The sequence below is a fragment of the Kocuria sp. KKT182 genome (genome assembly GCF_055635395.1).
Genome location: NZ_CM145757.1, coordinates 3383343 through 3402227, shown reverse-complemented (window position 1 = coordinate 3402227; position 18885 = coordinate 3383343). Strand labels below are relative to the sequence as shown.

Annotated in this window: 20 protein-coding genes; 7 read left to right on the top strand and 13 right to left on the bottom strand. The window is 75.0% G+C overall.

What is annotated here, in order from left to right; all coding sequences use genetic code 11:
* The first annotated feature begins 45 nt into the window (after positions 1 to 45).
* Positions 46 to 798, top strand: coding sequence for a PIG-L deacetylase family protein (locus tag ACZ2G1_RS15855; protein WP_017832108.1), 753 nt, complete (start codon positions 46 to 48; stop codon positions 796 to 798).
* A 25-nt stretch (positions 799 to 823) separates the two neighbouring features.
* Here the strand turns inward: ACZ2G1_RS15855 and ACZ2G1_RS15850 are convergent, their stop codons facing one another.
* Both ACZ2G1_RS15850 and ACZ2G1_RS15845 read right to left on the bottom strand, forming a co-directional pair.
* The gene (locus tag ACZ2G1_RS15850; RefSeq protein ID WP_017832109.1) at positions 824 to 2038 is read right to left on the bottom strand and encodes an MFS transporter; all 1215 of its coding nucleotides are present in this window, start codon (positions 2036 to 2038) and stop codon (positions 824 to 826) included.
* Positions 2031 to 3314 (bottom strand): glycosyltransferase 87 family protein, encoded by a 1284-nt coding sequence (locus tag ACZ2G1_RS15845; protein ID WP_272027118.1) that lies wholly within the window; start codon positions 3312 to 3314, stop codon positions 2031 to 2033. The genes ACZ2G1_RS15850 and ACZ2G1_RS15845 overlap by 8 nt, the downstream gene beginning before the upstream one ends.
* Before the next feature lie 350 nt (positions 3315 to 3664).
* Here ACZ2G1_RS15845 and ACZ2G1_RS15840 point away from each other — a divergent pair, with 350 nt between their 5' ends.
* Both ACZ2G1_RS15840 and ACZ2G1_RS15835 read left to right on the top strand, forming a co-directional pair.
* The gene (locus ACZ2G1_RS15840; RefSeq protein WP_058857733.1) at positions 3665 to 4891 is read left to right on the top strand and encodes an IS110 family RNA-guided transposase; all 1227 of its coding nucleotides are present in this window, start codon (positions 3665 to 3667) and stop codon (positions 4889 to 4891) included.
* A gap of 162 nt (positions 4892 to 5053) precedes the next feature.
* Complete coding sequence (locus ACZ2G1_RS15835; protein WP_017832111.1) at positions 5054 to 5788, top strand: GAF and ANTAR domain-containing protein; 735 nt, start codon at positions 5054 to 5056, stop codon at positions 5786 to 5788.
* Positions 5789 to 5854: 66 nt separating this feature from the next.
* Here ACZ2G1_RS15835 and ACZ2G1_RS15830 read toward each other — a convergent pair whose 3' ends face one another.
* Positions 5855 to 6664, bottom strand: coding sequence for an SDR family oxidoreductase (locus ACZ2G1_RS15830; protein ID WP_109222255.1), 810 nt, complete (start codon positions 6662 to 6664; stop codon positions 5855 to 5857).
* A gap of 173 nt (positions 6665 to 6837) precedes the next feature.
* On the opposite strand from ACZ2G1_RS15830, the gene ACZ2G1_RS15825 reads away from it, so the two are divergent.
* The gene (locus ACZ2G1_RS15825; protein WP_241975668.1) at positions 6838 to 7509 is read left to right on the top strand and encodes a hypothetical protein; all 672 of its coding nucleotides are present in this window, start codon (positions 6838 to 6840) and stop codon (positions 7507 to 7509) included.
* A gap of 24 nt (positions 7510 to 7533) precedes the next feature.
* On the opposite strand, the gene ACZ2G1_RS15820 is transcribed toward ACZ2G1_RS15825, so the two are convergent.
* Positions 7534 to 8463: an NADP-dependent oxidoreductase gene (locus ACZ2G1_RS15820; RefSeq protein WP_017832114.1), complete on the bottom strand. Its 930-nt coding sequence runs from the start codon at positions 8461 to 8463 to the stop codon at positions 7534 to 7536.
* A gap of 173 nt (positions 8464 to 8636) precedes the next feature.
* Here ACZ2G1_RS15820 and ACZ2G1_RS15815 point away from each other — a divergent pair, with 173 nt between their 5' ends.
* Positions 8637 to 9056, top strand: a complete 420-nt coding sequence (locus ACZ2G1_RS15815) for a VOC family protein (RefSeq protein WP_035925887.1) — start codon at positions 8637 to 8639, stop codon at positions 9054 to 9056.
* Between the two features lie 68 nt (positions 9057 to 9124).
* Here the strand turns inward: ACZ2G1_RS15815 and ACZ2G1_RS15810 are convergent, their stop codons facing one another.
* The 8 genes from ACZ2G1_RS15810 to moaC all read right to left on the bottom strand — a co-directional run bounded on the left by ACZ2G1_RS15810 (position 9125) and on the right by moaC (position 15594).
* The gene (locus ACZ2G1_RS15810) at positions 9125 to 9583 is read right to left on the bottom strand and encodes an SRPBCC family protein (protein ID WP_017832116.1); all 459 of its coding nucleotides are present in this window, start codon (positions 9581 to 9583) and stop codon (positions 9125 to 9127) included.
* A gap of 106 nt (positions 9584 to 9689) precedes the next feature.
* Positions 9690 to 10403 carry a glycosyltransferase gene (locus ACZ2G1_RS15805; protein WP_035925884.1) on the bottom strand — a complete coding sequence of 238 codons (714 nt, stop codon included), beginning with the start codon at positions 10401 to 10403 and terminating at the stop codon, positions 9690 to 9692.
* Positions 10397 to 11755: a bifunctional PIG-L family deacetylase/class I SAM-dependent methyltransferase gene (locus ACZ2G1_RS15800; RefSeq protein ID WP_260987148.1), complete on the bottom strand. Its 1359-nt coding sequence runs from the start codon at positions 11753 to 11755 to the stop codon at positions 10397 to 10399. Before ACZ2G1_RS15800 ends, ACZ2G1_RS15805 begins: the two co-directional genes overlap by 7 nt.
* A complete protein-coding gene (locus tag ACZ2G1_RS15795) occupies positions 11752 to 12813 on the bottom strand; it encodes an acyl-CoA dehydrogenase family protein (protein ID WP_470377135.1) in 1062 nt (353 codons plus the stop codon). Before ACZ2G1_RS15795 ends, ACZ2G1_RS15800 begins: the two co-directional genes overlap by 4 nt.
* Before the next feature lie 120 nt (positions 12814 to 12933).
* A complete protein-coding gene (gene moeB / locus ACZ2G1_RS15790) occupies positions 12934 to 14106 on the bottom strand; it encodes a molybdopterin-synthase adenylyltransferase MoeB (RefSeq protein ID WP_470377134.1) in 1173 nt (390 codons plus the stop codon).
* A gap of 5 nt (positions 14107 to 14111) precedes the next feature.
* Positions 14112 to 14564, bottom strand: a complete 453-nt coding sequence (locus tag ACZ2G1_RS15785; protein WP_035925876.1) for a molybdenum cofactor biosynthesis protein MoaE — start codon at positions 14562 to 14564, stop codon at positions 14112 to 14114.
* The gene (locus ACZ2G1_RS15780; protein ID WP_035925874.1) at positions 14561 to 15100 is read right to left on the bottom strand and encodes a MogA/MoaB family molybdenum cofactor biosynthesis protein; all 540 of its coding nucleotides are present in this window, start codon (positions 15098 to 15100) and stop codon (positions 14561 to 14563) included. Before ACZ2G1_RS15780 ends, ACZ2G1_RS15785 begins: the two co-directional genes overlap by 4 nt.
* Positions 15097 to 15594, bottom strand: a complete 498-nt coding sequence (gene moaC, locus ACZ2G1_RS15775) for a cyclic pyranopterin monophosphate synthase MoaC (protein WP_017832123.1) — start codon at positions 15592 to 15594, stop codon at positions 15097 to 15099. Before moaC ends, ACZ2G1_RS15780 begins: the two co-directional genes overlap by 4 nt.
* 170 nt (positions 15595 to 15764) lie before the next feature.
* On the opposite strand from moaC, the gene ACZ2G1_RS15770 reads away from it, so the two are divergent.
* Both ACZ2G1_RS15770 and ACZ2G1_RS15765 read left to right on the top strand, forming a co-directional pair.
* Complete coding sequence (locus ACZ2G1_RS15770) at positions 15765 to 16973, top strand: globin domain-containing protein (RefSeq protein ID WP_035925871.1); 1209 nt, start codon at positions 15765 to 15767, stop codon at positions 16971 to 16973.
* Positions 16974 to 17055: 82 nt separating this feature from the next.
* A complete protein-coding gene (locus ACZ2G1_RS15765; RefSeq protein WP_017832125.1) occupies positions 17056 to 17523 on the top strand; it encodes a pyridoxamine 5'-phosphate oxidase family protein in 468 nt (155 codons plus the stop codon).
* A 95-nt stretch (positions 17524 to 17618) separates the two neighbouring features.
* Here ACZ2G1_RS15765 and ACZ2G1_RS15760 read toward each other — a convergent pair whose 3' ends face one another.
* Positions 17619 to 18866: an MFS transporter gene (locus tag ACZ2G1_RS15760; protein WP_470377133.1), complete on the bottom strand. Its 1248-nt coding sequence runs from the start codon at positions 18864 to 18866 to the stop codon at positions 17619 to 17621.
* Positions 18867 to 18885 lie beyond the last annotated feature (19 nt).

Sequence of the window (18885 nt, the reverse complement as noted above, 5' to 3'; positions counted from 1 at the left end):
GAGCCGCCGTTGCCGGTCCCCGGCGGCGGGGCCATGATGGGGACCATGACCGAGACCCCGCTCACGCACGTCGACGAGAACTGGCAGCGCGCCCTGGTGGTGGTGGCGCACCCGGACGACATGGAGTTCGGCGCCGCCGCGGCCGTGGCCCGCTGGACCGGACAGGGCAAGGACGTGGTGTACTGCCTCGTCACCAGCGGCGAGGCCGGCATCGACGGCCTCGAGCCGCAGCAGTGCGGTCCGCTGCGGGAGGCGGAGCAGCGGGAGTCCTGCCGGGTCGTGGGCGTGGAGCAGGTGGAGTTCCTGCACCTGCCGGACGGGGTGCTCGAGTACGGGGTGGCGCTGCGGCGCCGGATCGCGGAGGTGGTCCGCCGGCACCGCCCGGACGTGGTCATCACCAACAACTTCCGCGACACCTGGGACGGCGCCACCAACCTGAACCAGGCCGACCACATCGCCACGGGCCGGGCCACCCTGGACGCCGTGCGGGACGCCGGCAACCGGTGGGTCTTCCCGGAGCAGGTCGAGGCGGGCCTGCAGCCGTGGCCCGACGTGCTGGCGGTGTGGGCGGCGGCCTCGCCCGACTCCCGGCACGCGGCGGACGTCACGGAGACCTTCGACGCCGGCGTGGAGTCCCTGCGCGCGCACGGCGCCTACCTCGAGGGCCTGGGCTGGACCGACTTCGACCCGGACGCCTTCCTGCGGGGCAACGCCGCCGCCGTGGGCGAGCGGCTCGGGGTGCCGCTCGCGAGCTCCTTCGAGGTGCTCCCCCTGCGGTGGGGCGGCACGGAGGACTGAGCCCGGCTCCGCCGGCGCGGAGCGCTCAGGCCGGCTCGGGCTCCCGGAGGACCAGGAGCACCAGCAGCACGGCGAGGACCACGAGGGCCGCCACGAAGCCGACGGCCCCGGCCCAGCCGGTGACCGTGTAGAAGACCCCGCCGGCCGTGCCCAGCACGGACGAGCCCGCGTAGTAGAAGAGCGTGTAGAGGGACGAGGCCTGCGCCTTGCCGGTGCGGGAGCGCACCGGGACCCACCCGGACGCCACGGCGTGCGCGGCGAAGAAGCCCGCGGTGAACAGCAGCAGCCCCACGACGATCACGGGGATCGACGGGACCAGCGTGGCCAGCAGCCCGGCGAGCATCACGGTCCCGCTGCTCGCGAGGACCACCCGGCGCCCGTGGGCCGCCGCGATCCGGCCGGCCGTCCCGGAGGACCAGGTGCCCGAGAGGTAGGCGAGGAACAGGAGGCTCACCACGGTCTGGGACACCCCGAACGGCTCCTCGCCGAGGTGGAAGCCCAGGTAGTTGTAGATCGCCACGAACCCGCCCATGAGCAGAAAGCCCTGCAGGTAGAGCACCAGCAGACCGCGGTCCGCCAGATTCGCCCCCAGCCGCCCGAGCAGCCCGGCCGGCCCGGTGAGCCGGACGGTCTGGCGCACGAACCCGCGCTGGCGCGGGGCGATGAGGACGAAGACCACGGCGGCGAGCGCGGCGAGCACGCTCACGGTGATCGTGCCGGTCCGCCAGCCGAACGCGTCGCCCACGGGTGCGGCGATGATGCGCCCGGCGAGGCCGCCCAGGCTGGTGCCCGCCACGTAGGTGCCGGCGGCCACGGCGGCGTGCCGGCGGTCGAGCTCCTCCGCGAGGTAGGCCATGGCCACGGCGGGGATCCCGCCCAGGGCGATGCCCTCCGCGAAGCGCAGCGCCACCACGGCCTCGAAGCTCGGCGCCAGGGGCATGACGAGCCCCAGGACCGTGGCGGAGACGACGGCCATGACCATGGTCCGCAGCCGGCCCCACCGGTCGGAGACCACGGACCACGGCAGGACGCCCACGGCGAGGCCGAAGGTCGCGGCGGAGACGCCCAGGGAGGCCCGCGCGGCGTCGATCCCGAGGTCCGCGGCCAGGAGGGGCAGCACGCCCTGCACGGAGTAGAGCTGGGCGAACGTCGCCACGCCGGCGCACAGCAGCGCCAGCAGCACCCGGCGGTAGCCCCGGCTGCCGCGGTCGTAGCCGGTCCAGCCGCCGGGCTCAGCCACGACCGGCCCCGCGGTTCTCCCGGGCCCCGGCCCGCAGCCCGGTGACCACCCACAGGCCCAGGAGCAGGAACAGGGCGAGATAGGGCAGCGCGGCCACGGCGTCGATCGCCGGCCCGGGGACCCCCACCGGCCTCAGCCACGCGTCCCAGCGGATCGGCCCGACGTACAGGCCCACCAGCGCGACCCCGCCCAGCACCAGGGCGAGCCGGCGCGGACCGTCCCGGAGGAACGCCGGCCACGCCTCGACCCACAGCGCCGTGCACACGAGCCCCCACCACACGTGGTGGTGGGACCAGGTGACCGGGGACAGGTAGAGCATGAGGAGGGCGTTGACCGCCACCACGGAGAGGATCATCCCCCGGGCGGCGAGGACCCGGATCAGCAGGGCGACGCCCACGACCGCGGCGAGGAGCAGGACCCCGCGCAGCAGGGGCTCCGGCCCCCCGGGGACGCCGAGGTGGAGGAGCACCCCCTGCAGCGAGGTGTTGTCGACGTACGCGGTGTCGCCGACGCGCTCGTCGCTGAGCACGGCCTCGGTCCAGAACACGACCGCGTCCCGCGGCAGCGCCAGGAACCCGATCACCACGGTCGCGGCGAAGGTGAGGCCCATCGTGAGGATCGGCCGCAGCTGTCCGCGCACGAGGAACACCAGCCCGAACGCGAGGGGGGTCAGCTTGATGCCGGCGGCCAGGCCGATCCAGAACCCGCGCGGGATCCGGCCCAGCAGGGTGTCGTCGCGGGTGCGCAGCAGGTCGTAGAGCGCCAGGGCCATGAGCAGCGCGTTGATCTGCCCGAGACCCACGTTGCGCATCCACGGCCCCGACCACAGCAGCACGGCGGTGCCGGCGGCCACGGCGGTGGCGGGGCCCAGCAGGGCCTGCAGGGGCAGCGGCCGGCCGCGGGCGGCCGCCCGGCGCAGGAGCACGGCCGAGAGGACCGCGGCGACGCCCATCGAGGCGAGCCCCAGGGCGAGCTCGGTGAGCCGCTCGGGGAGGAAGGCGAGCGGCACGAACAGCAGCGCCGCGAACGGCGGGTAGGTGAACGGCAGCCCGCCGTCGCCGTCCGGGCTGAGCCCGGGGCCGTAGAGCTCGTCGTCGAAGCCGTGCCGGTCCACCACGGCCATCCCGCCGAGCCGGTAGACGTCCAGGTCGATGCTGCTGTCGAGGACCAGCCACACGGACCGCACCAGCACGCCCGCCAGCAGCAGCCACACCAGGCCGGTCAGCGCCGTCGAGCGTCCGGTGCGGGACGCGACGGCGGCGGACGGAACGCTCACCAGGGCCTCAGTTCTCGGGTCGGTGCGTGCCGGAGCGGACGCAGGCGGAGGTTGCGGCACCCACTCTAAGCCCGCCCGGTCCCGCCCCCCCCCCCCCCCGTTACCTTCTTCCCAACTCCTCGGTCCGACAGGATGGAGGGGTGCTGACCGGCCGGTCCTCGGCATGATCGTTTGCCCCCAGTCATCCATGATCCGGGGGGTGTAGTCACCGAGGACCGGTCCGGTGATCGCGGATCGCTAATAGAGGCAGGGCCCGCTGGATTAGGGCCTTCGTAACGTGGATGCCGAGCGTGATCACCATCCGGCCGGCCAGCATGCTCGTACAGCAGCGGATGAGAAGGGGCCCGGCCATGTCAGAGCAACCACAACCGGCGGTGTTCGTCGGCCTCGACGTCGGCAAGTCCGACCACCACGCCGTGGCGGTGACGGCTGCGGGGAAGACGGTCTACGACAAGGCCCTGCCTAACGACGAGACCCGGCTGCGGGCCATCCTCACCGACCTGGCCGCGGCCCATGGGCCGGTGCTGATGGTCGTGGACCAGCCGGCCACGATCGGGGCGTTGCCGGTGGCCGTCGCCGAAGGCACCGATGGCGTACAGGTGGCCTACCTGCCCGGGCTGGCGATGCGCCGGATCGCCGATCTGCACCCGGGCACGGCCAAGACCGACGCCCGCGACGCACTGATCATCGCCGAGGCCGCCCGGACCATGCCGCACACCCTGCGTGACATCCAGGTCGATGAGGCCCAGATCGCCGAACTGGCCGTGCTGGCCGGCTTCGACGACGACCTCGCCACCCAGATCACCGCCACCTCCAACCGCCTACGGGGCATGCTCACCCAGATCCACCCCGCCCTGGAACGGGTCCTGGGATCGCGGGTGACCCACCCGGCGGTCGCCGATCTGCTCAGCCGCTACCCGACCCCGGCCAAGCTCGCCGCGGCCGGCAGGGGCCACGTGCGGGCAAGGCTCAAGAAGCACGCACCCCGGCTGGCCGAGACCCTCACCGAGGAAATCTTCGACGCTCTGGGGCAGCAGACCGTGGTCGTGGCCGGCACCGAGGCCGCCGCCACCGTCGTGCCGATCCTGGCCGGGCAGCTGGCCGGCCTGATCCACCAACGGGCCACGGTGGCCGCCCAGGTCGAGGCCCTCGTGGAGGCCCACCCTCTTTGCCCGGTCCTGACCTCGATGCCCGGGATAGGGGTCAGGACCGCCGCGAGAATCCTCACCGAGGTCGTCGGCAAGGACTTCCGAGATGCCGGGCATTTGGCCTCCTACGCCGGGATCGCCCCGGTCACCCGAAGGTCGGGAACCTCGATCCGCGGCGAGCACGCCGCCAAGGGCGGCAACAAACGCCTGAAGCGGGCACTGTTCCTCTCGGCCTTCGCCTCACTCAACCACCCACCCTCGAGGGCCTACTACGACCGGAAACGCGCCCAGGGCAAACGCCACAACCAGGCGATCATCGCCCTGGCCCGCCGACGGACCGACGTCCTGTTCGCCATGCTGCGCGACGGCACCCTCTACCAAGACCCCACCGAGCCCCAGAACACGTCACCGGTGGCCCTGGCCGCTTGACGGAAACCATAGAGGCACCCCCCCCCGTCCCGGTCGGCCCGGGGCCGGGACCGACGGCCCGGGAACACGGCATGATGGACCCTGACACGTCGGAGACACCGCGACGGCACGGCCCCCGGGCAACCGGGACCGCGTGCCTGCCGCGAGCACCGGAGGAGAACCATGACGGAGCACCAGACGGGCGGCCCGGCGGGGGCGTCCCCGCACGAGCTGCTGCTCGAGAGCGAGGACATCGCGTCCTTCCTCGACGCCCTCTCGGGCCGCATCGCCCAGGCCCTGTCCACCGACGGGGACGAGGTGTGGTGCGCGGTCACCCTGCTCCGGCCGAAGCGGTCCTCCACCGTGGCCTCCTCGAGCCCCGCGGCCGAGGCCCTGGACGAGATCCAGTACCACTACGGCGACGGGCCGTGCCTCACGGCGTCCCGCGAGAACCGGCTGGTCCACGTCCCGGACACCCGTTCCGATCCCCGGTGGCCCGAGTACGGCCGGGCCGCCGCCGCCCACGGCATCCTCTCCGCCCTGGGGGTGCCCCTGGACCTCGCCGGCGAAGCCTCGGCGGCCCTGGACGTCTACGCCGACCGTCCGCACAAGTTCGACCGGGCGACGATCGAGGTCATCCAGCGCGAGGTGGCCTCCGCCTCCAGCGCGCTGCGCCTGGCCGTGCGGATGGAGAAGCACCGGGACGCCGAGGCGGACCTGAAGGCGGCCATGGCCTCGCGCACCACCATCGATCTCGCCGTGGGCATCGTCATGGGCCAGAACCGCTGCACCCAGGAGCAGGCCTTCGACATCCTCCGGTCCGCCTCCAGCCACCGCAACGTCAAGCTGCGCGACCTGGCCGCGGAGCTGGTCGCCACCGTCGGACAGGGCCCGGCCACCACCCACTTCGACCGCTGAGGGCCCCTCCGGCGGGCACTGCTCCGCTCCCGCGGAGGGACCGGGGCCGCGTGCGTGCGGGAGCGGCTACCCCTTCCGCCACTCGTCGCTCGTCAGGTGCGAGCCCGCCTGCGGTCCCATCTGCACCATGCCGCCGTCGACGACCCAGGACGCCCCGGTGACGTAGGCGGAGGCCGGGGACGCGAGGAACGCGATGACCGCGGCGACCTCGCGGGCGTCCCCGGGCCGGCCCAGCGGCACGCCGGGACGGTGGGCGGCCCTCGGGTTCTCGTCCTCCTGCCCCGTCATGGGGGTGGCGATCTCCCCCGGGGCCACCGAGTTCGCGGTGATCCCGTGCTCCCCCAGCTCGAGCGCGATGGTCTTCACGAGTCCTCCGAGGCCGTGCTTGGCGGCGTCGTAGGCGCTCGAGCCGACCCGGGGCACGTGCTCGTGGACGCTCGTGACGGCGATCAGCCGCCCGCCCCGTCCGGCGGCCACCAGATGCCGCGCCGCTGCCTGGAGGCACACGAACGCGCCGTCGAGATCGGTGGCGAGCACCTTGCGCCACGTGCCCAGGGACGTCTCCAGGAACGGGACGTTCGCCCCCGTGCCCGAGTTGTGCACGAACACGTCCAGGCCGCCCAGCCGCTGCACGAGGCCATCGACGACGGCGCCGCAGCGCTCCAGCTCCGTGGTGTCCAGCCGCGCCACCACGGCCCGGCGGTCGTAGGACCGGACCTCCTCCGCCGTCCGCTCGGCACCCTCCTCGTCCCGGTGCCAGGTGATCCCCACGTCCATGCCGGCCGCCGCGAGCGCCACGGCGGTCGCACGCCCGATGCCGGAGTCGGAGCCGGTCACCACGGCCGTGCGGGGCTCGAAGTCGGGAGCGTGCTCCATGGTCGTCGCCTTCCCTCCGTGCAGAGCGCGGACCGCCGTGCGGGACGGCCCGGGGGCACCAGCCTATTCCCGGCGGTGACGCGGCGCACACCCCCCGGCCGGAGCCGTTGCGGACCGCGACCGAGGAGAGGAAGCTCTTGAGCAAGCTGATGGTCGGAGACGAGGAGAGCGTCATGGCACACCAGGACCCGTCAGGATCGACCGTCCCGGAGGATCCCCGGGAGCGCGGAAAGGACCGGCCGGGCGCCTCCACCCCGCGGGGGCGGCGGCAGGAGGTGGTCGCCGCGGAGAAGCGGGAGTTCGGGGGCGTGAAGTTCGGCTCCGCGTTCTTCGGCTGGATGACCGCCACGGGCATCGCCGTGCTGCTCACCGCCCTGCTCGGTGCGATCGGCGCGGGCGTGGGGGTGGCGACCAGCTCGGACCCGGGCGAGATCGCGGAGCAGGTGGCGCAGGACGCCGGCACCGTGGGCCTCGTCAGCGGCATCGCCCTGGCCCTGGTCCTCTTCGTCGCCTACTTCGCCGGGGGCTACGTGGCCGGGCGGATGGCCCGGTTCGACGGCGCCAAGCAGGGGGTCGCCGTGTGGGTGTGGGCGGTCCTCATCGCGATCGTCCTGGCGGTCCTGGGCGCGGTGGCGGGCGAGCAGTTCAACGTGCTGCGCGAGCTCAACAGCTTCCCCCGCATCCCCATCGGCGAGGGCGCCCTGACCACGGGCGGCATCATCGCCCTGGTGGTCGCCGTCCTGATCCCGCTGCTCGCGGCGGTCCTCGGCGGCCTGGCCGGGATGCGCTTCCACCGGAAGGTGGACCAGGTCGGCATCGACCACCAGTACCGCTCGCACTTCTAGGACCGCTTCCGGGACCGGGGCGGGTCAGAACTCGAGGACGAGCCGCCCCCGCACGCCCCCGGCCTCGAGCCGGCGGTGCGCCTCGGCGGCGTCCGCGGCGGGCAGGACGGCGGCCACGCGCAGGGAGAGCACCCCCTCCTCCACGTACCGGCGCAGCCGGTCCAGCTTCGCGCCCGAGTGGTACTCCTGGGGCACGCTGATCCGGTGCACGGTGATCCCCCGGCCCGGGTCCCCCGTCCAGTGCCGCACGGTCGCGAACCCTCCGCCGTCCCGGACGGCAGGGGCCGCCTTCTCGCTCAGCACGGCGGCGTCCACGAGGGCGTCGACCCCGTCGGGGAAGAACTCCCGGATCCGCTCGGCGACGTCGTCCCCGCGCGCCACCACGTGGTCGGCGCCGAGACTGTCGACGAGCTCCAGATCCTGCTCCGCGGCGTCCGCGATCACGGTGAGGCCCTCGTGCTTGGCGAGCTCCACCACGTAGTTGCCGAGGGTCCCGGCGGCCCCGGTGACGGCCAGGGTCTGCTCGGGCTGGAGGTCCAGCACCTCGAGGACCTGCAGGGCCGTGAGCCCGTTCATGGGCAGCGTGGCGGCCGTGGCGAAGTCCGTGTCCGCCGGGAGGCGGGCGATCGAGTCGTCGGGGGCGACCAGGAGCTCCGCGTAGGCGCCCCCGTGCTCCCCGCGCGGCAGGGCGATGGCCATGACCGCGTCCCCCACCCGCCAGGCGCTGCCCTCCCCCACCTCGTCGACGACCCCGGCCGCGTCCATCCCCGGCACGTACGGCGGCCGCAGGTGCTCCACGGGCTGACCGCCCGCGCGCAGCAGGGTGTCCGTGGGGCTGACGGCGGCCGCCCTGACCCGGATCCGCACCTCTCCGGGGCCGGGGTGGGGGTCCGGCACCTCGTGGACGGCGAGGACCTCGGGCCCTCCGAACGTCTCGACTCCGATGACTCGCATGCCCGTTCCAACCCCGGGGCGCCCGCGCCCATTCCGGCCCCGCGCCGATGCCGTGACGATGCCGTTCCGATGCCGTCCTGACATGCGGGCGAGGATCCCGTCACACCGTTGCGGCCCCGCCGGTCCGGGGCCATGCTGAGGGCGGGTCCCGCCGCACCACGAAGGGGAGCACCATGGCACCGACAGACTTCATCACCCTTCCCGTCTCGGACCTGGAGCGATCGAAACGGTTCTACTCCTGTCTCGGCTGGCGGCTGCACCCCGCGTTCGAGGGCACCGGCGCCGGGACCGTCGAGATCCGCGAGGACGAGCACGTCATGGTCCTGAGCGAGGACCGCCACCTGCGCCTGGTGGGGCCCGGGACCCCCGGCACCCCGGCCGACGCCTCCGTGGTCAACGCGCTCAGCGTCGACTCCCCGGACGAGATCGACGTCATCGTCGACCGCGCCGTCCGCGCCGGCGGGACCGAGGGCGACGCCCAGGACTACGGCTTCCTGCGCTCGCGCTGCTTCCGGGACCCCGACGGCCACCAGTGGGAGATCCTGTGGGTCGATCCCGCGGCGGCCTCCGTCCGCGCCGCCCGCCGGCGGTGACCGCGGGCACGGCGGAGCCCGGTCACCACGGGTGACCGGGCTCCGTCCCGTCTCGGCGGCTCAGGTGCTCACTTCTCGGAGACGGCCGCCGCGAGCCGCTCGAGGGAGTGCTCCAGGGCGCCCTCCTCGAAGAGCGGGAAGGACACGGCCTTCTTGGCCTCCGGGGTCGCGTGCTCCCACGAGTAGGTCTCGGTGACCAGCGTGGCGCCGGGGCCCTGGGGCTCGAGCTCCCAGATCCACTCCCAGCCCTCCAGCTCGGCGCCCTGCGGCTTGGGCTTCCAGGCGAGGAGCTTGTTCTCGTCGTAGCCGGAGACGGTGTTCTCCATGACGTAGTCGCCGCCCATGTGCTCGCCGTTCATGTTCATCACGAACACCTGGCCGACCTTCTGGATGCGCTGGTCGTCGCCGGAGACGACCGTGCCGGAGCCGTCGATCTGCCGGTGGCGCGAGGGCAGGCTGAGGACGTCGAAGATGGCGTCGGCGGGGGCGTCGATGACGCGGCTGGCGGACAGGCTGTTCTCGGACACGGGTGGTTCCTCTCGTCGGCAACGGTACGGCCCCACCGTAGGCAGACGGGGCCGGTCCCTGGCCAGGGCTGTCCGCTCCCCGCGTAGCCGGGTCCGGCCCGTGCGCTCAGCCCTGCCCCGCGCCGAGGCCCTGCGGCTCCCCCGCCAGCGCCCGCAGATAGCCGGCGAATCCCCGGTCGACCCGGCCGGTGCTCCGGCCCGAGGTCAGCACCCGCACCCGGTCCGTGGCGAGCACCCGGTGCCCGCGCGCCCGCGCCGCCTCAGCCAGCCCGACGTCCTCGCCGTGCGGCAGGGCCGGGAAGCCCCCGCACGCGGCGTACACGTCGGCGCGCACGCCCAGGTTCGCCGCGTGCACGTGGGGGTGCCCCTCCTCCAGCCGGTGCCGGGCGTGCCAGCGCGCCAGGAGACCCGCGGCCAGGTCCCCGGGGTCGGGCTCCACGGTGCCCAGGAGCAGCTCCGCCCCGCGCCCGGCCGCGTCCAGGTGGCCGGTGAGCCAGTGCGCGGGCACCGCGCTGTCGGCGTCGGTCGACACGATCCAGGTGCGCGCCCCGGCGGCTCCCGCGGCGGCCACCGCGGCGGCCCGGGCCGCCCCCGCGGTGCCCCAGGACCCGGCGACGGCGTCCGCCCCCGCCGCCGCGGCGATCCGGGCGCTGCCGTCGGTGCAGCGGTCCAGGGCCACGACGACGTCCACCTGCACCGGGGGCCGGGCCGCCCGCGCCCGGGCGGCGGCGTGCTGCACCGTGGCCAGGCACCGGCCGAGCAGCCGCTCCTCGTTCCGGACCGGCACCACCACGACCACCCGCTCCACCCCGGTCAGCACGTGCCCGCGCCGGCGGTCCGCGGCCCCACGGGCTCGAAGACCTCCAGCAGGAAGTCGCGCTCCGTGTGGCGCAGCAGGGGCCCGAAGCGGGCGTCCGCGTGCACGGCGGCGTGCACGTCGGCCCCGTCGAGGGGCCAGCCCTCGATCGGGTGGCGCCAGTGGCACAGCAGGAGGTGGCCGTCCGGCTCGAGGGACCCGGCCACGCGGTCGAGGAGCCCGCCCAGCTGCGCGGCGTCGAGGAAGTAGCCGGTCTCGGAGACCACCACGAGGTCGAACCGCCCGGGCGGCCACTGCCCGGGCAGCCTGCGCTGCTCCACCTGCACGCCGGGGAGCTCCGCCAGCCGCTGCCGGGCGCGCTCGACCGCCACCCCGCTCGCGTCCACGGCCAGCACGGACTCCGCCCGGTCCGCGAGCTCGGCGGTGAGGGCGCCGAGGGAGCACCCCGCCTCCAGGACCCGGCGGTACCGGGGTCGCGGCAGCGCGGCGAGGGTCACGGCGCGCTTGCGCCGCTCGTACCAGGATGAGTCGACGTCCCAGGGGTCCTCGGCGCCGCGGTGGACGTCGTCGAACACGGCGGCGGCGTCCGGGGCCTGTCCTGCGGGCGGGAGCACGAAGAAGTGCTCGGCCGGGCGGCGGAACCGGGCCAGCACGTGGGGGCCCAGGAGGGCCTCGTCGCCCGGGGCCGGGGACAGCGGCAGGACCTGCGAGGCGTGCGCGGCCAGGGCCTGCTCCTTGGCCGCGCACGCGGGGGCGTCCAGGGCGAGGACCCGGATCCCGTGCGGGGGCAGGTCCTCGGGCCCGCCCCAGTGCCACAGCCAGACGGGGTACTCGAGACACTCGACGCCGTGGACGGAGGCGGCCGCCCGGGCGGCCCGGCCCAGCACCTCGTGGTCGACGTGCCCGTCGTCGCCCCACGGGGCGGCCAGCACGCCACGCCGCCCCGCGGCGGCCCACGCCGCGGCCTCGGCCACGGGGGCGCGCAGCGCCTCCCCCGCCGACGCCAGGGCCCCGTCGGGCAGCCCCAGGAGCTCGGGGACCACGCCGTCGGCGAGCCGGTCCGTGGCGGCGGAGGCCTCGGCCCGGCGCACCCGGGCGAGGTCGGCGGGGGTCCGGGTCGGCGAGCGCGGGTGCGACTGCTCGCCCAGGGTCGCCACGACCACCCGCACCCGGGCGCCTGCCCGGGCCGCGAGGGAGATCAGGCCGCCCGCGCCGAGGCTCTCGTCGTCCGGGTGGGCGGCGAGGACCACGAGGCGGTCGATCCCGTCGAGCTCGAGCGGGCGCGCGGCGTGCAGGCGCGGCGCCCGCGCCCACACCGCCTCGGGGGTGCCGGGGTCCCGGTGGTCGAACGTCACCACGGGCGGTCCCCCGCCGCGCCCTCGAGCAGGGCCCGGCCCAGTGCCGCGGCGTCCCGCTGCGCGTGCTCCTGCCGGACGTACACCTGCAGGGCGCTCACCCGGCGGACGTGCTCGGGGGCGCCGGTGAGCGGGCCCGGCCCGGTGGCGGCCGAGACCTCCGCGGTCACGGCCTCCGCCGTCCGGGCGACGACGCGGCGGGTGCGCAGGGCCAGGACCGCGCCGCGCTCCCCGCCGGCCCGGCCGGCGTCGACCTGCTCCGCCGCCGAGCGCAGGGCCGTGCGGGCGGAGTGCAGGAGGGTGTCGACGACGCCGAGCGCCGCGTGCCCCACCTGGTCCAGCGGCCGCACGTCCGGGGCCCGGCGCCGCACGGCGTCTCCCCACAGGACGTCGGCCACCCCGGCCGCGCCGCCGTACCAGCACGCGGCCACGCCGATCCCGCCCCAGGCGAAGCCGGGGCGCTCCAGGTACCACCCGTCCTCGCCGACCGGCACGGCCGGCACCGCCGTGCACCGCACGGCGCCGGTCGGCACGTCCCGCAGCCCGGCCGGCCGCCAGTCCTCGGTGCTCCCGGGGACGACCCCGGGGTGGGCGAGGTCCACGGCGAAGGCCCGGCGGCGGCCTCCGCCGGTGCTCGCGGTGACCACGGCCCGGTCGAGGTGCGCGGCGAGCGAGCACCACGCCTTGGTGCCCGTGAGCTCCCATCCGCCGGTCCCGTGGCGGGCCACGAGCTCGTGACCGGGGGCCTCGGCGGCCCAGACGCCCCAGGCGGCGGGCGGACCGGCGAGCTCCTCGAGTCCCGCCTGGTGCAGGATCGCGAGGGCGTCCAGGTGCGGCTCGACCACGCGGGCGAGGGACAGGTCGAGCCGGGCGAGCTCGGCGAGCCGCCGCCACAGCTGTCCGGTGCGGCCGGCGCCGGGCAGGGGGAGCTCCGCGCCGAGCGCCCGGGCCACGCCCAGGGCCCGGTCCAGGGCGCCCGGGGTGCCGGCGCGCAGGGCCGCCGCGGCCTCCTCGGCGCGTCCGGGGCCGGCGGCGGGTCGGGGGTGCGGCGGGGGCATGCGGTGTCCATCGGTCGGCGGCAGGGAGACGATCAGCCTACGTCCTGCCCGCCGGGCCCGCTCGCGCCCCCCTCCGCAGCGCTCCGGCGAGGACCCGCGAGCAGGCCTCGGCGGACCGGGTCAGTAGGCCTGCTGGGACGGGTCCACCTGCTCGATCCACGCCAGCACCCCGCCCTCGAGGTGCGCGACGTCGGTGCGGCCCGCGGCGCGCAGGAGGTGCAGGGCCCGTTCGGAGCGCGCCCCGGCCTTGCAGTGCAGCAGCACCCGGCGGCCCGGGGCGATCCGGGCGAGGGCCTCCCCGGACTCGAACTGTTCCAGCGGGAGCAGCCGTGCCCCGGGGATCGCCGCGAGCCGGGCCTCGTAGGGCTCCCGGACGTCGACGAGCTCGAAGTCCGCGGCGCCGCGCTCCCGTGCCGCCAGCAGCTCCGCGAGCTCGGGGGCCGTCACGGTGGGGACGCCTCCCGGCTGCGGGCCGGGCGCCGGGCAGGCGGGGGCGGCCCCGCCGGCCGCCGTCAGGGTGGTCACGGGCGCGCGGCCCGGCGTGGGCACCAGCGGGATCTCCCACCAGCGCGCCGAGAGGGCGTCGTAGGTGGCGACCCGGCCGAGCATCGTGGTGCCGATCCCGGTGACCAGCTTGACGGCCTCGACCGCCATGGCGGTGCCCAGCAGTCCCGGCAGCACGCCGAGCACCCCGGCCTCGGCGCAGCTGGGCACCGTGCCCGGCGCCGGGGGCACGGGGTAGAGGTCGCGGTAGGTGGGCCCGTGCGCGCCCCAGAACACCGAGTACTGGCCGTCGAAGCGCAGGATCGAGCCCCACACGTGCGGGACACCGGCCAGCTCGCACGCGTCGGAGACGAGGTAGCGGGTCTCGAAGTTGTCCGTGCCGTCCAGGACGAGGTCGTACCCGGCGAGGACCTCCTCCGCGCTGTCCGCGGTGAGCCGCTCGCGGTGCTCCACGACGCGCACCAGCGGGTTGAGGTCGGCGATCCGCGCGGCGGCCGAGGCGGTCTTGGGCGCCCCGAGGGTCCCCTCGCCGTGGATCACCTGGCGCTGCAGGTTGGAGGCGTCCACGTCGTCGTCGTCGACGACGCCGAGGGTCCCGACGCCCGCGGCGGCGAGGTAGAGCAGGGCCGGGGAGCCGAGGCCGCCCGCGCCCACGCACAGCACCCGGGCGTTCTTGAGCCGCCGCTGGCCCTCCTCGCCGATCTCGGGGACGGTCAGGTGGCGGGCGTAGCGGCGCAGCTCGGCGTCGGTGAGCTCCGCGGCGGGCTCGACGAGCGGGGAGAGGTCCACGGCGCTCAGGCGTCCAGTCCGACCCACTCGGTGGAGCCGTCCGCGAACCGCTGCTCCTTCCAGATGGGCACCTCGGTCTTGATCCGGTCCACGAGCGCGTCGCAGGCGGCGAACGCGAGCTTGCGGTGGGCGGCGGCCACGGCGGCCTCCAGGGCGGAGTCCCCCACGCGCAGGTGGCCGACCCGGTGGGCGGCCCAGATCCGCACCCCGGGGAACTCCTCGGCGACCCGGCGGGCCACGTCCTGGACGGCCCGGTCCGCGCCGGGGTGGCAGGTGTAGTCGAGGCTGGTGACGGGGCGGCCGCCGTCGTGGTCGCGGATGACACCGCTGAAGGAGACCACGGCGCCGGTGCGCTCGTCCTGCACGGCCTCGACGGCCCGGGCGTGGTCCAGGGGCTCCTCGGTGACGAAGGCGCCGACCACGGCGGTCTCCGCCTGGATCGGTCCGGGTGTGCTCATCGGTCGGTCTCCTCGTGCGGTCGGGGGTCGTGGCGGGGGCCGTCGTGCCCGCGGTCGCGGTGGCCCTCGAGCTGGTCGCAGACGTGGTCGAGGATCGGCTCGAGGACCTTCAGCCCGTCCCAGACCCCGCCGGTGGAGCCGGGGAGGTTGACCACGAAGGTGGCGCCGCTGACCCCGGCGTGCCCGCGGCTGAGCACCGCCAGGGGGGTGGTCCTCCGGCCCTCCGCCCACAGTGCCTCCATGATGCCGGGCAGCTCGCGGTCGAGGAAGGGCCGGGTCATCTCGGGGGTGAGGTCGTCCGGGCCGAGGCCGGTCCCGCCGCTGGTGACGACCACCCGGGGGCGGTCCGCGGGGGCCCGGGTCACGAGCAGCCGCTCCAGCTCGGCGCGCACGTCCTCGCCGTCGGCCACCACGAACGGACCTTCGACCTCGAAGCCGTGGGAGCCGAACCAGTCGGCGGCGATCCGCCCGCTCCGGTCCTGGTAGACCCCGGCGGCGGCGCGGGTGGAGGCGACGATGACGGCGGCGCTCCTCATGCGGCGTCCCCGTCGGTCCGCGCCCAGTCCCCGGACTTGCCGCCGGACTTCGCGAGCACCCTGACCCGGTCGATCTCGGCCAGCTTGTCCACGGCCTTGATCATGTCGTAGAGGGTCAGGGCGGCCACCGAGGCCGCGGTCAGCGCCTCCATCTCCACGCCGGTCACCCCGCGCGTGCGCACCGTCGCGGTGATCCGCACGCCGTCCGCCAGCCGCTCGAAGTCCACGGTCACCTTGCTGATCGGCAGCGGGTGGCACAGCGGGACGAGCTCCGGGGTCCGCTTGGCCGCCATGATGCCGGCCACCCGGGCCACCGGCAGGGCGTCCCCCTTGGGGAGGTCCGCGGCGAAGACCTGCTCGACGACGTCGGGGCGGGTGCGCAGCGTGGCCGTCGCGGTGGCCTCGCGGGTGGTCACGGCCTTGTCGGAGACGTCCACCATGTGCGCGGACCCGTCCGCCCGGACGTGCGTGAGGCTCTGCTGCTGCTCGGTCATGTCGGTTCGGTCCCCTTCGGCTCTCCCGGATGGTGCGTCCCTCCCATTCTGGCCCACCCCCGCGCCGCGCACCGCCGCGTCATGTCTGGTCCCGTGCCGGGGCGCGGTGCTAGCTTGACGGAACGCGACCAGAGCGCCGTCGACGCCGCCGGCACTCGGAAGGAGCCACCGTGCTGTCAGACACCTCGTACCCCGTCGTCAAGGCCACGCTGCCCGTGGTCGGGGAGAACATCCAGGAGATCGCCCGGCGTTTCTACGCGCACATGTTCGGCGAGCACCCCGAGCTGCTGGACGGGCTGTTCAACCGCGGCAACCAGGCGGACGGCCGGCAGCAGCAGGCGCTGGCCGGGTCCGTGGCCGCCTTCGCCGGCTACCTGGTGAACAAGCCGACCGAGCTCCCGGACCACCTGCTGTCCCGCATCGCGCACAAGCACGTGTCCCTGGGGCTGCACCCGGACCAGTACCAGATCGTGCACGACAACCTCATGTGGGCCATCGTGGACGTCCTGGGCGACGCTGTGACCCCGGAGGTCGCCGCGGCCTGGGACGAGGTCTACTGGCTGATGGCCAACGTGCTCATCAACCAGGAGCGCGGCCTCTACGAGGCGGTCCGGCTCTCCCCCGAGACCGTCTGGCGGACCTGGCGGGTGGTCGAGAAGATCCCGGAGACCGAGGACGTCACGACCTTCGTGGTGGAGCGCGTCGACGAGCGGGAGGTGAAGCGGTCCCTGCCCGGCCAGTACGTGACCCTCAGGATGGAGATGCCCGACGGCGTGCTGCAGCCCCGGCAGTACAGCCTGACCCGCGCCGACGACGGACAGCACCGGCGCTTCGCGGTGAAGCGGGTGCGCGGCAACGGCACGCCGGCCGGCGAGATGTCCACCCTCCTGCACGAGACGGTGCAGGTGGGGGACGAGGTGGTGCTCTCGGTGCCCTCCGGCGACGTGGTCCTGGAGTACTCGGACCGGCCGCTGGTGCTGGCCAGCGCGGGCATCGGCGTCACGCCGATGGCGGGCATGCTCTCGCACCTGGTGAAGGACGGCTCCCAGCGCACCGTGCAGTTCCTGCACGCGGACGCCTCCCCGGAGACGTTCGCGCTGCGCGGGCAGATCGAGGAGGACCTCGCCGCCCTGGAGGACGGCTCCCTGAAGGCCTGGTTCGAGCAGCCGCGGGCGGCCGGCGAGCGCGCCGAGAACGAGTACGAGGGGTTCATGGACCTGCGCGCCGTGGAGCTGCCGCACGACGCGCAGTACTACCTGTGCGGGCCGCTCCCCTTCATGCAGGCCGTGCGCAGCGCGCTCGTCGCCCGCGGAGTCCCGCCCCGGGACATCCAGTACGAGGTGTTCGGCCCGGACCTCTGGCTCGCCGACTTCGAGTGACCGGCCGTGCAGGCCCCGGGAGAACGACCGGGGCAGGACCAGGACACGGCCCGAGGGCCGGACGACGACGACGGAGGACACGATGACGGACACGCACGGCAACCACGTGGAGGAGCTGGCGGTCAACAGCTGCTGGGACCTGCTCCGGGACGCGGGCGTCGGCCGCCTCGCCGTGTGGGTGGAGGACCACCCGGACATCTTCCCGATCAACTTCGTGGTGGACCATGGGACCCTCGTCTTCCGCTCGGCCGAGGGGACGAAGGTCGCCGGGGCCCTCACCGACGTCCCCGTGGCGGTGGAGATCGACGGGTACGACGAGCCCGCCGGGAAGGCGTGGAGCGTGGTGGTCAAGGGCCGCGCCGAGCGCATCCAGCAGGTCCAGGAGCTCACGGACACCCTCGACCTCCCGCTGTTCCCGTGGCAGGCGGGGCGCAAGGGCATCTTCGTCCGGGTCGTGCCGTCCCTCGTGACCGGCCGCCGGTTCCCGGTCGCGGACCCGGAGGTGTGGCGCACCCCGCTGTCGGGGGTGCGGCGCTCCCCCGACGAGTGAGCCTGCGCAGGGACGTGCTCCTCCGCCGGGCCGCCCCGCTCCCGAGCTGACCGCCGGCTGCGGTCCGGGCTGCGCGTCCGGCGCCCGGACGGCGGTCAGGTCCGGGCCCGCTCGTCGTCCTTGCCCCCGTTGCGCACGGTGAAGGTGAGCACCAGGGCGGTCACCGCGAACACGGCCAGCAGGGTCAGCCCCACGAAGTAGCTGTTGTTCTCGGCGTCGTAGGTGGCGCCCATCACGAGCGGCGGGAAGTAGCCGCCCAGGCCGCCGGCGGCCGCGATGATGCCGCCGATCGTGCCCACGTCCTTCGCCGGGGCGGCGCGTCCCACCCACCCGAACACGCCGCCGGTGCCCAGGCCGAGGAACACCGCCATGGCCAGGAACGTGGCGCCGTAGGCCACCTCCTGGATCGGCTGCAGCGCCACGACCATCGCGAGGACCGCCGTGCCGACGAGCGAGGTGATCGTGACGATCTTCGGGCCGAGGCGGTCGGCGAGGATCCCGCCGACCGGGCGGGCGACCACCGCGGCGAGGGCGAAGCCGGCGGTGCGGGTCCCGGCCGCGGTGGCGTCGAAGCCGTAGACGGTGTTCAGGTAGGTGGGCAGGTAGTTGGAGAACGCCACGAACGCGCCGAAGACCACGCCGTAGAGGAAGCACAGCTGCCAGGTCACCCGCAGGGTGAAGGCGTGCCTGATCCGGGGCAGCACCGGCTGCGGCACGGCGCCGGCGCGGACCGGGGACTCGCGCAGCCCGAGCCAGCAGACCACGGCCATGGCCGCGACGATCGCGGCGATGACCGCGTGGGCGCCCAGGTACCCGATGCCCGCGACCAGGCGCGGGGTGACGAACGCGGAGACCGCGGTGCCGGCCATGCCCGCGCCGAACACGCCGGTGGCGAAGCCCTTGCGGTGGGACTCGTACCACGCGGAGCAGAACGGGATGCCGATGGCGAAGACCGTGCCGGCGATGCCGAGGAAGAACGCGACGACCAGCAGGAGCCCGAAGCTGCCCAGCTGGCCCACGAGGGCGGTGAGCAGCACCAGCGGGGCGGTCAGGGCGAGGATCGCCGTGAACATCACCCGCCCGCCGAGGCGGTCCGTCAGGGCGCCGACGGGCACCCGGGCGATGGAGCCGACGAAGATCGGCATCGCCACGAGCAACGCGGTCTGCGAGGAGCTGAGCTCCATCTGCTCCGCGTAGCGCCTGGACAGCGGGCCCACGATGGTCCAGGCCCAGAAGCCCGCGGTGGACGCCAGCGTGGCGAGGAGCAGGTTCCGCAGCTGGCCGGAGCGCAGGTCCGGGGCCGCGGTGCCCGGGGAGGCGGCGGACGACGACGAAGATGACATGGCGGTCCTCGCAGATGGG

Bases quoted from the DNA above. Each gene is read 5' to 3' on its own strand.
- ACZ2G1_RS15855 (WP_017832108.1), top strand. From the start codon at position 46: ATGACCGAGACCCCGCTCACGCACGTCGACGAGAACTGGCAGCGCGCC.
- ACZ2G1_RS15840 (WP_058857733.1), top strand. From the start codon at position 3,665: ATGTCAGAGCAACCACAACCGGCGGTGTTCGTCGGCCTCGACGTCGGC.
- ACZ2G1_RS15835 (WP_017832111.1), top strand. From the start codon at position 5,054: ATGACGGAGCACCAGACGGGCGGCCCGGCGGGGGCGTCCCCGCACGAG.
- ACZ2G1_RS15830 (WP_109222255.1), bottom strand. From the start codon at position 6,664: ATGGAGCACGCTCCCGACTTCGAGCCCCGCACGGCCGTGGTGACCGGC.
- ACZ2G1_RS15825 (WP_241975668.1), top strand. From the start codon at position 6,838: ATGGCACACCAGGACCCGTCAGGATCGACCGTCCCGGAGGATCCCCGG.
- ACZ2G1_RS15820 (WP_017832114.1), bottom strand. From the start codon at position 8,463: ATGCGAGTCATCGGAGTCGAGACGTTCGGAGGGCCCGAGGTCCTCGCC.
- ACZ2G1_RS15815 (WP_035925887.1), top strand. From the start codon at position 8,637: ATGGCACCGACAGACTTCATCACCCTTCCCGTCTCGGACCTGGAGCGA.
- ACZ2G1_RS15795 (WP_470377135.1), bottom strand. From the start codon at position 12,813: ATGCCCCCGCCGCACCCCCGACCCGCCGCCGGCCCCGGACGCGCCGAG.
- ACZ2G1_RS15785 (WP_035925876.1), bottom strand. From the start codon at position 14,564: ATGAGCACACCCGGACCGATCCAGGCGGAGACCGCCGTGGTCGGCGCC.
- ACZ2G1_RS15780 (WP_035925874.1), bottom strand. From the start codon at position 15,100: ATGAGGAGCGCCGCCGTCATCGTCGCCTCCACCCGCGCCGCCGCCGGG.
- moaC (WP_017832123.1), bottom strand. From the start codon at position 15,594: ATGACCGAGCAGCAGCAGAGCCTCACGCACGTCCGGGCGGACGGGTCC.
- ACZ2G1_RS15765 (WP_017832125.1), top strand. From the start codon at position 17,056: ATGACGGACACGCACGGCAACCACGTGGAGGAGCTGGCGGTCAACAGC.
- ACZ2G1_RS15760 (WP_470377133.1), bottom strand. From the start codon at position 18,866: ATGTCATCTTCGTCGTCGTCCGCCGCCTCCCCGGGCACCGCGGCCCCG.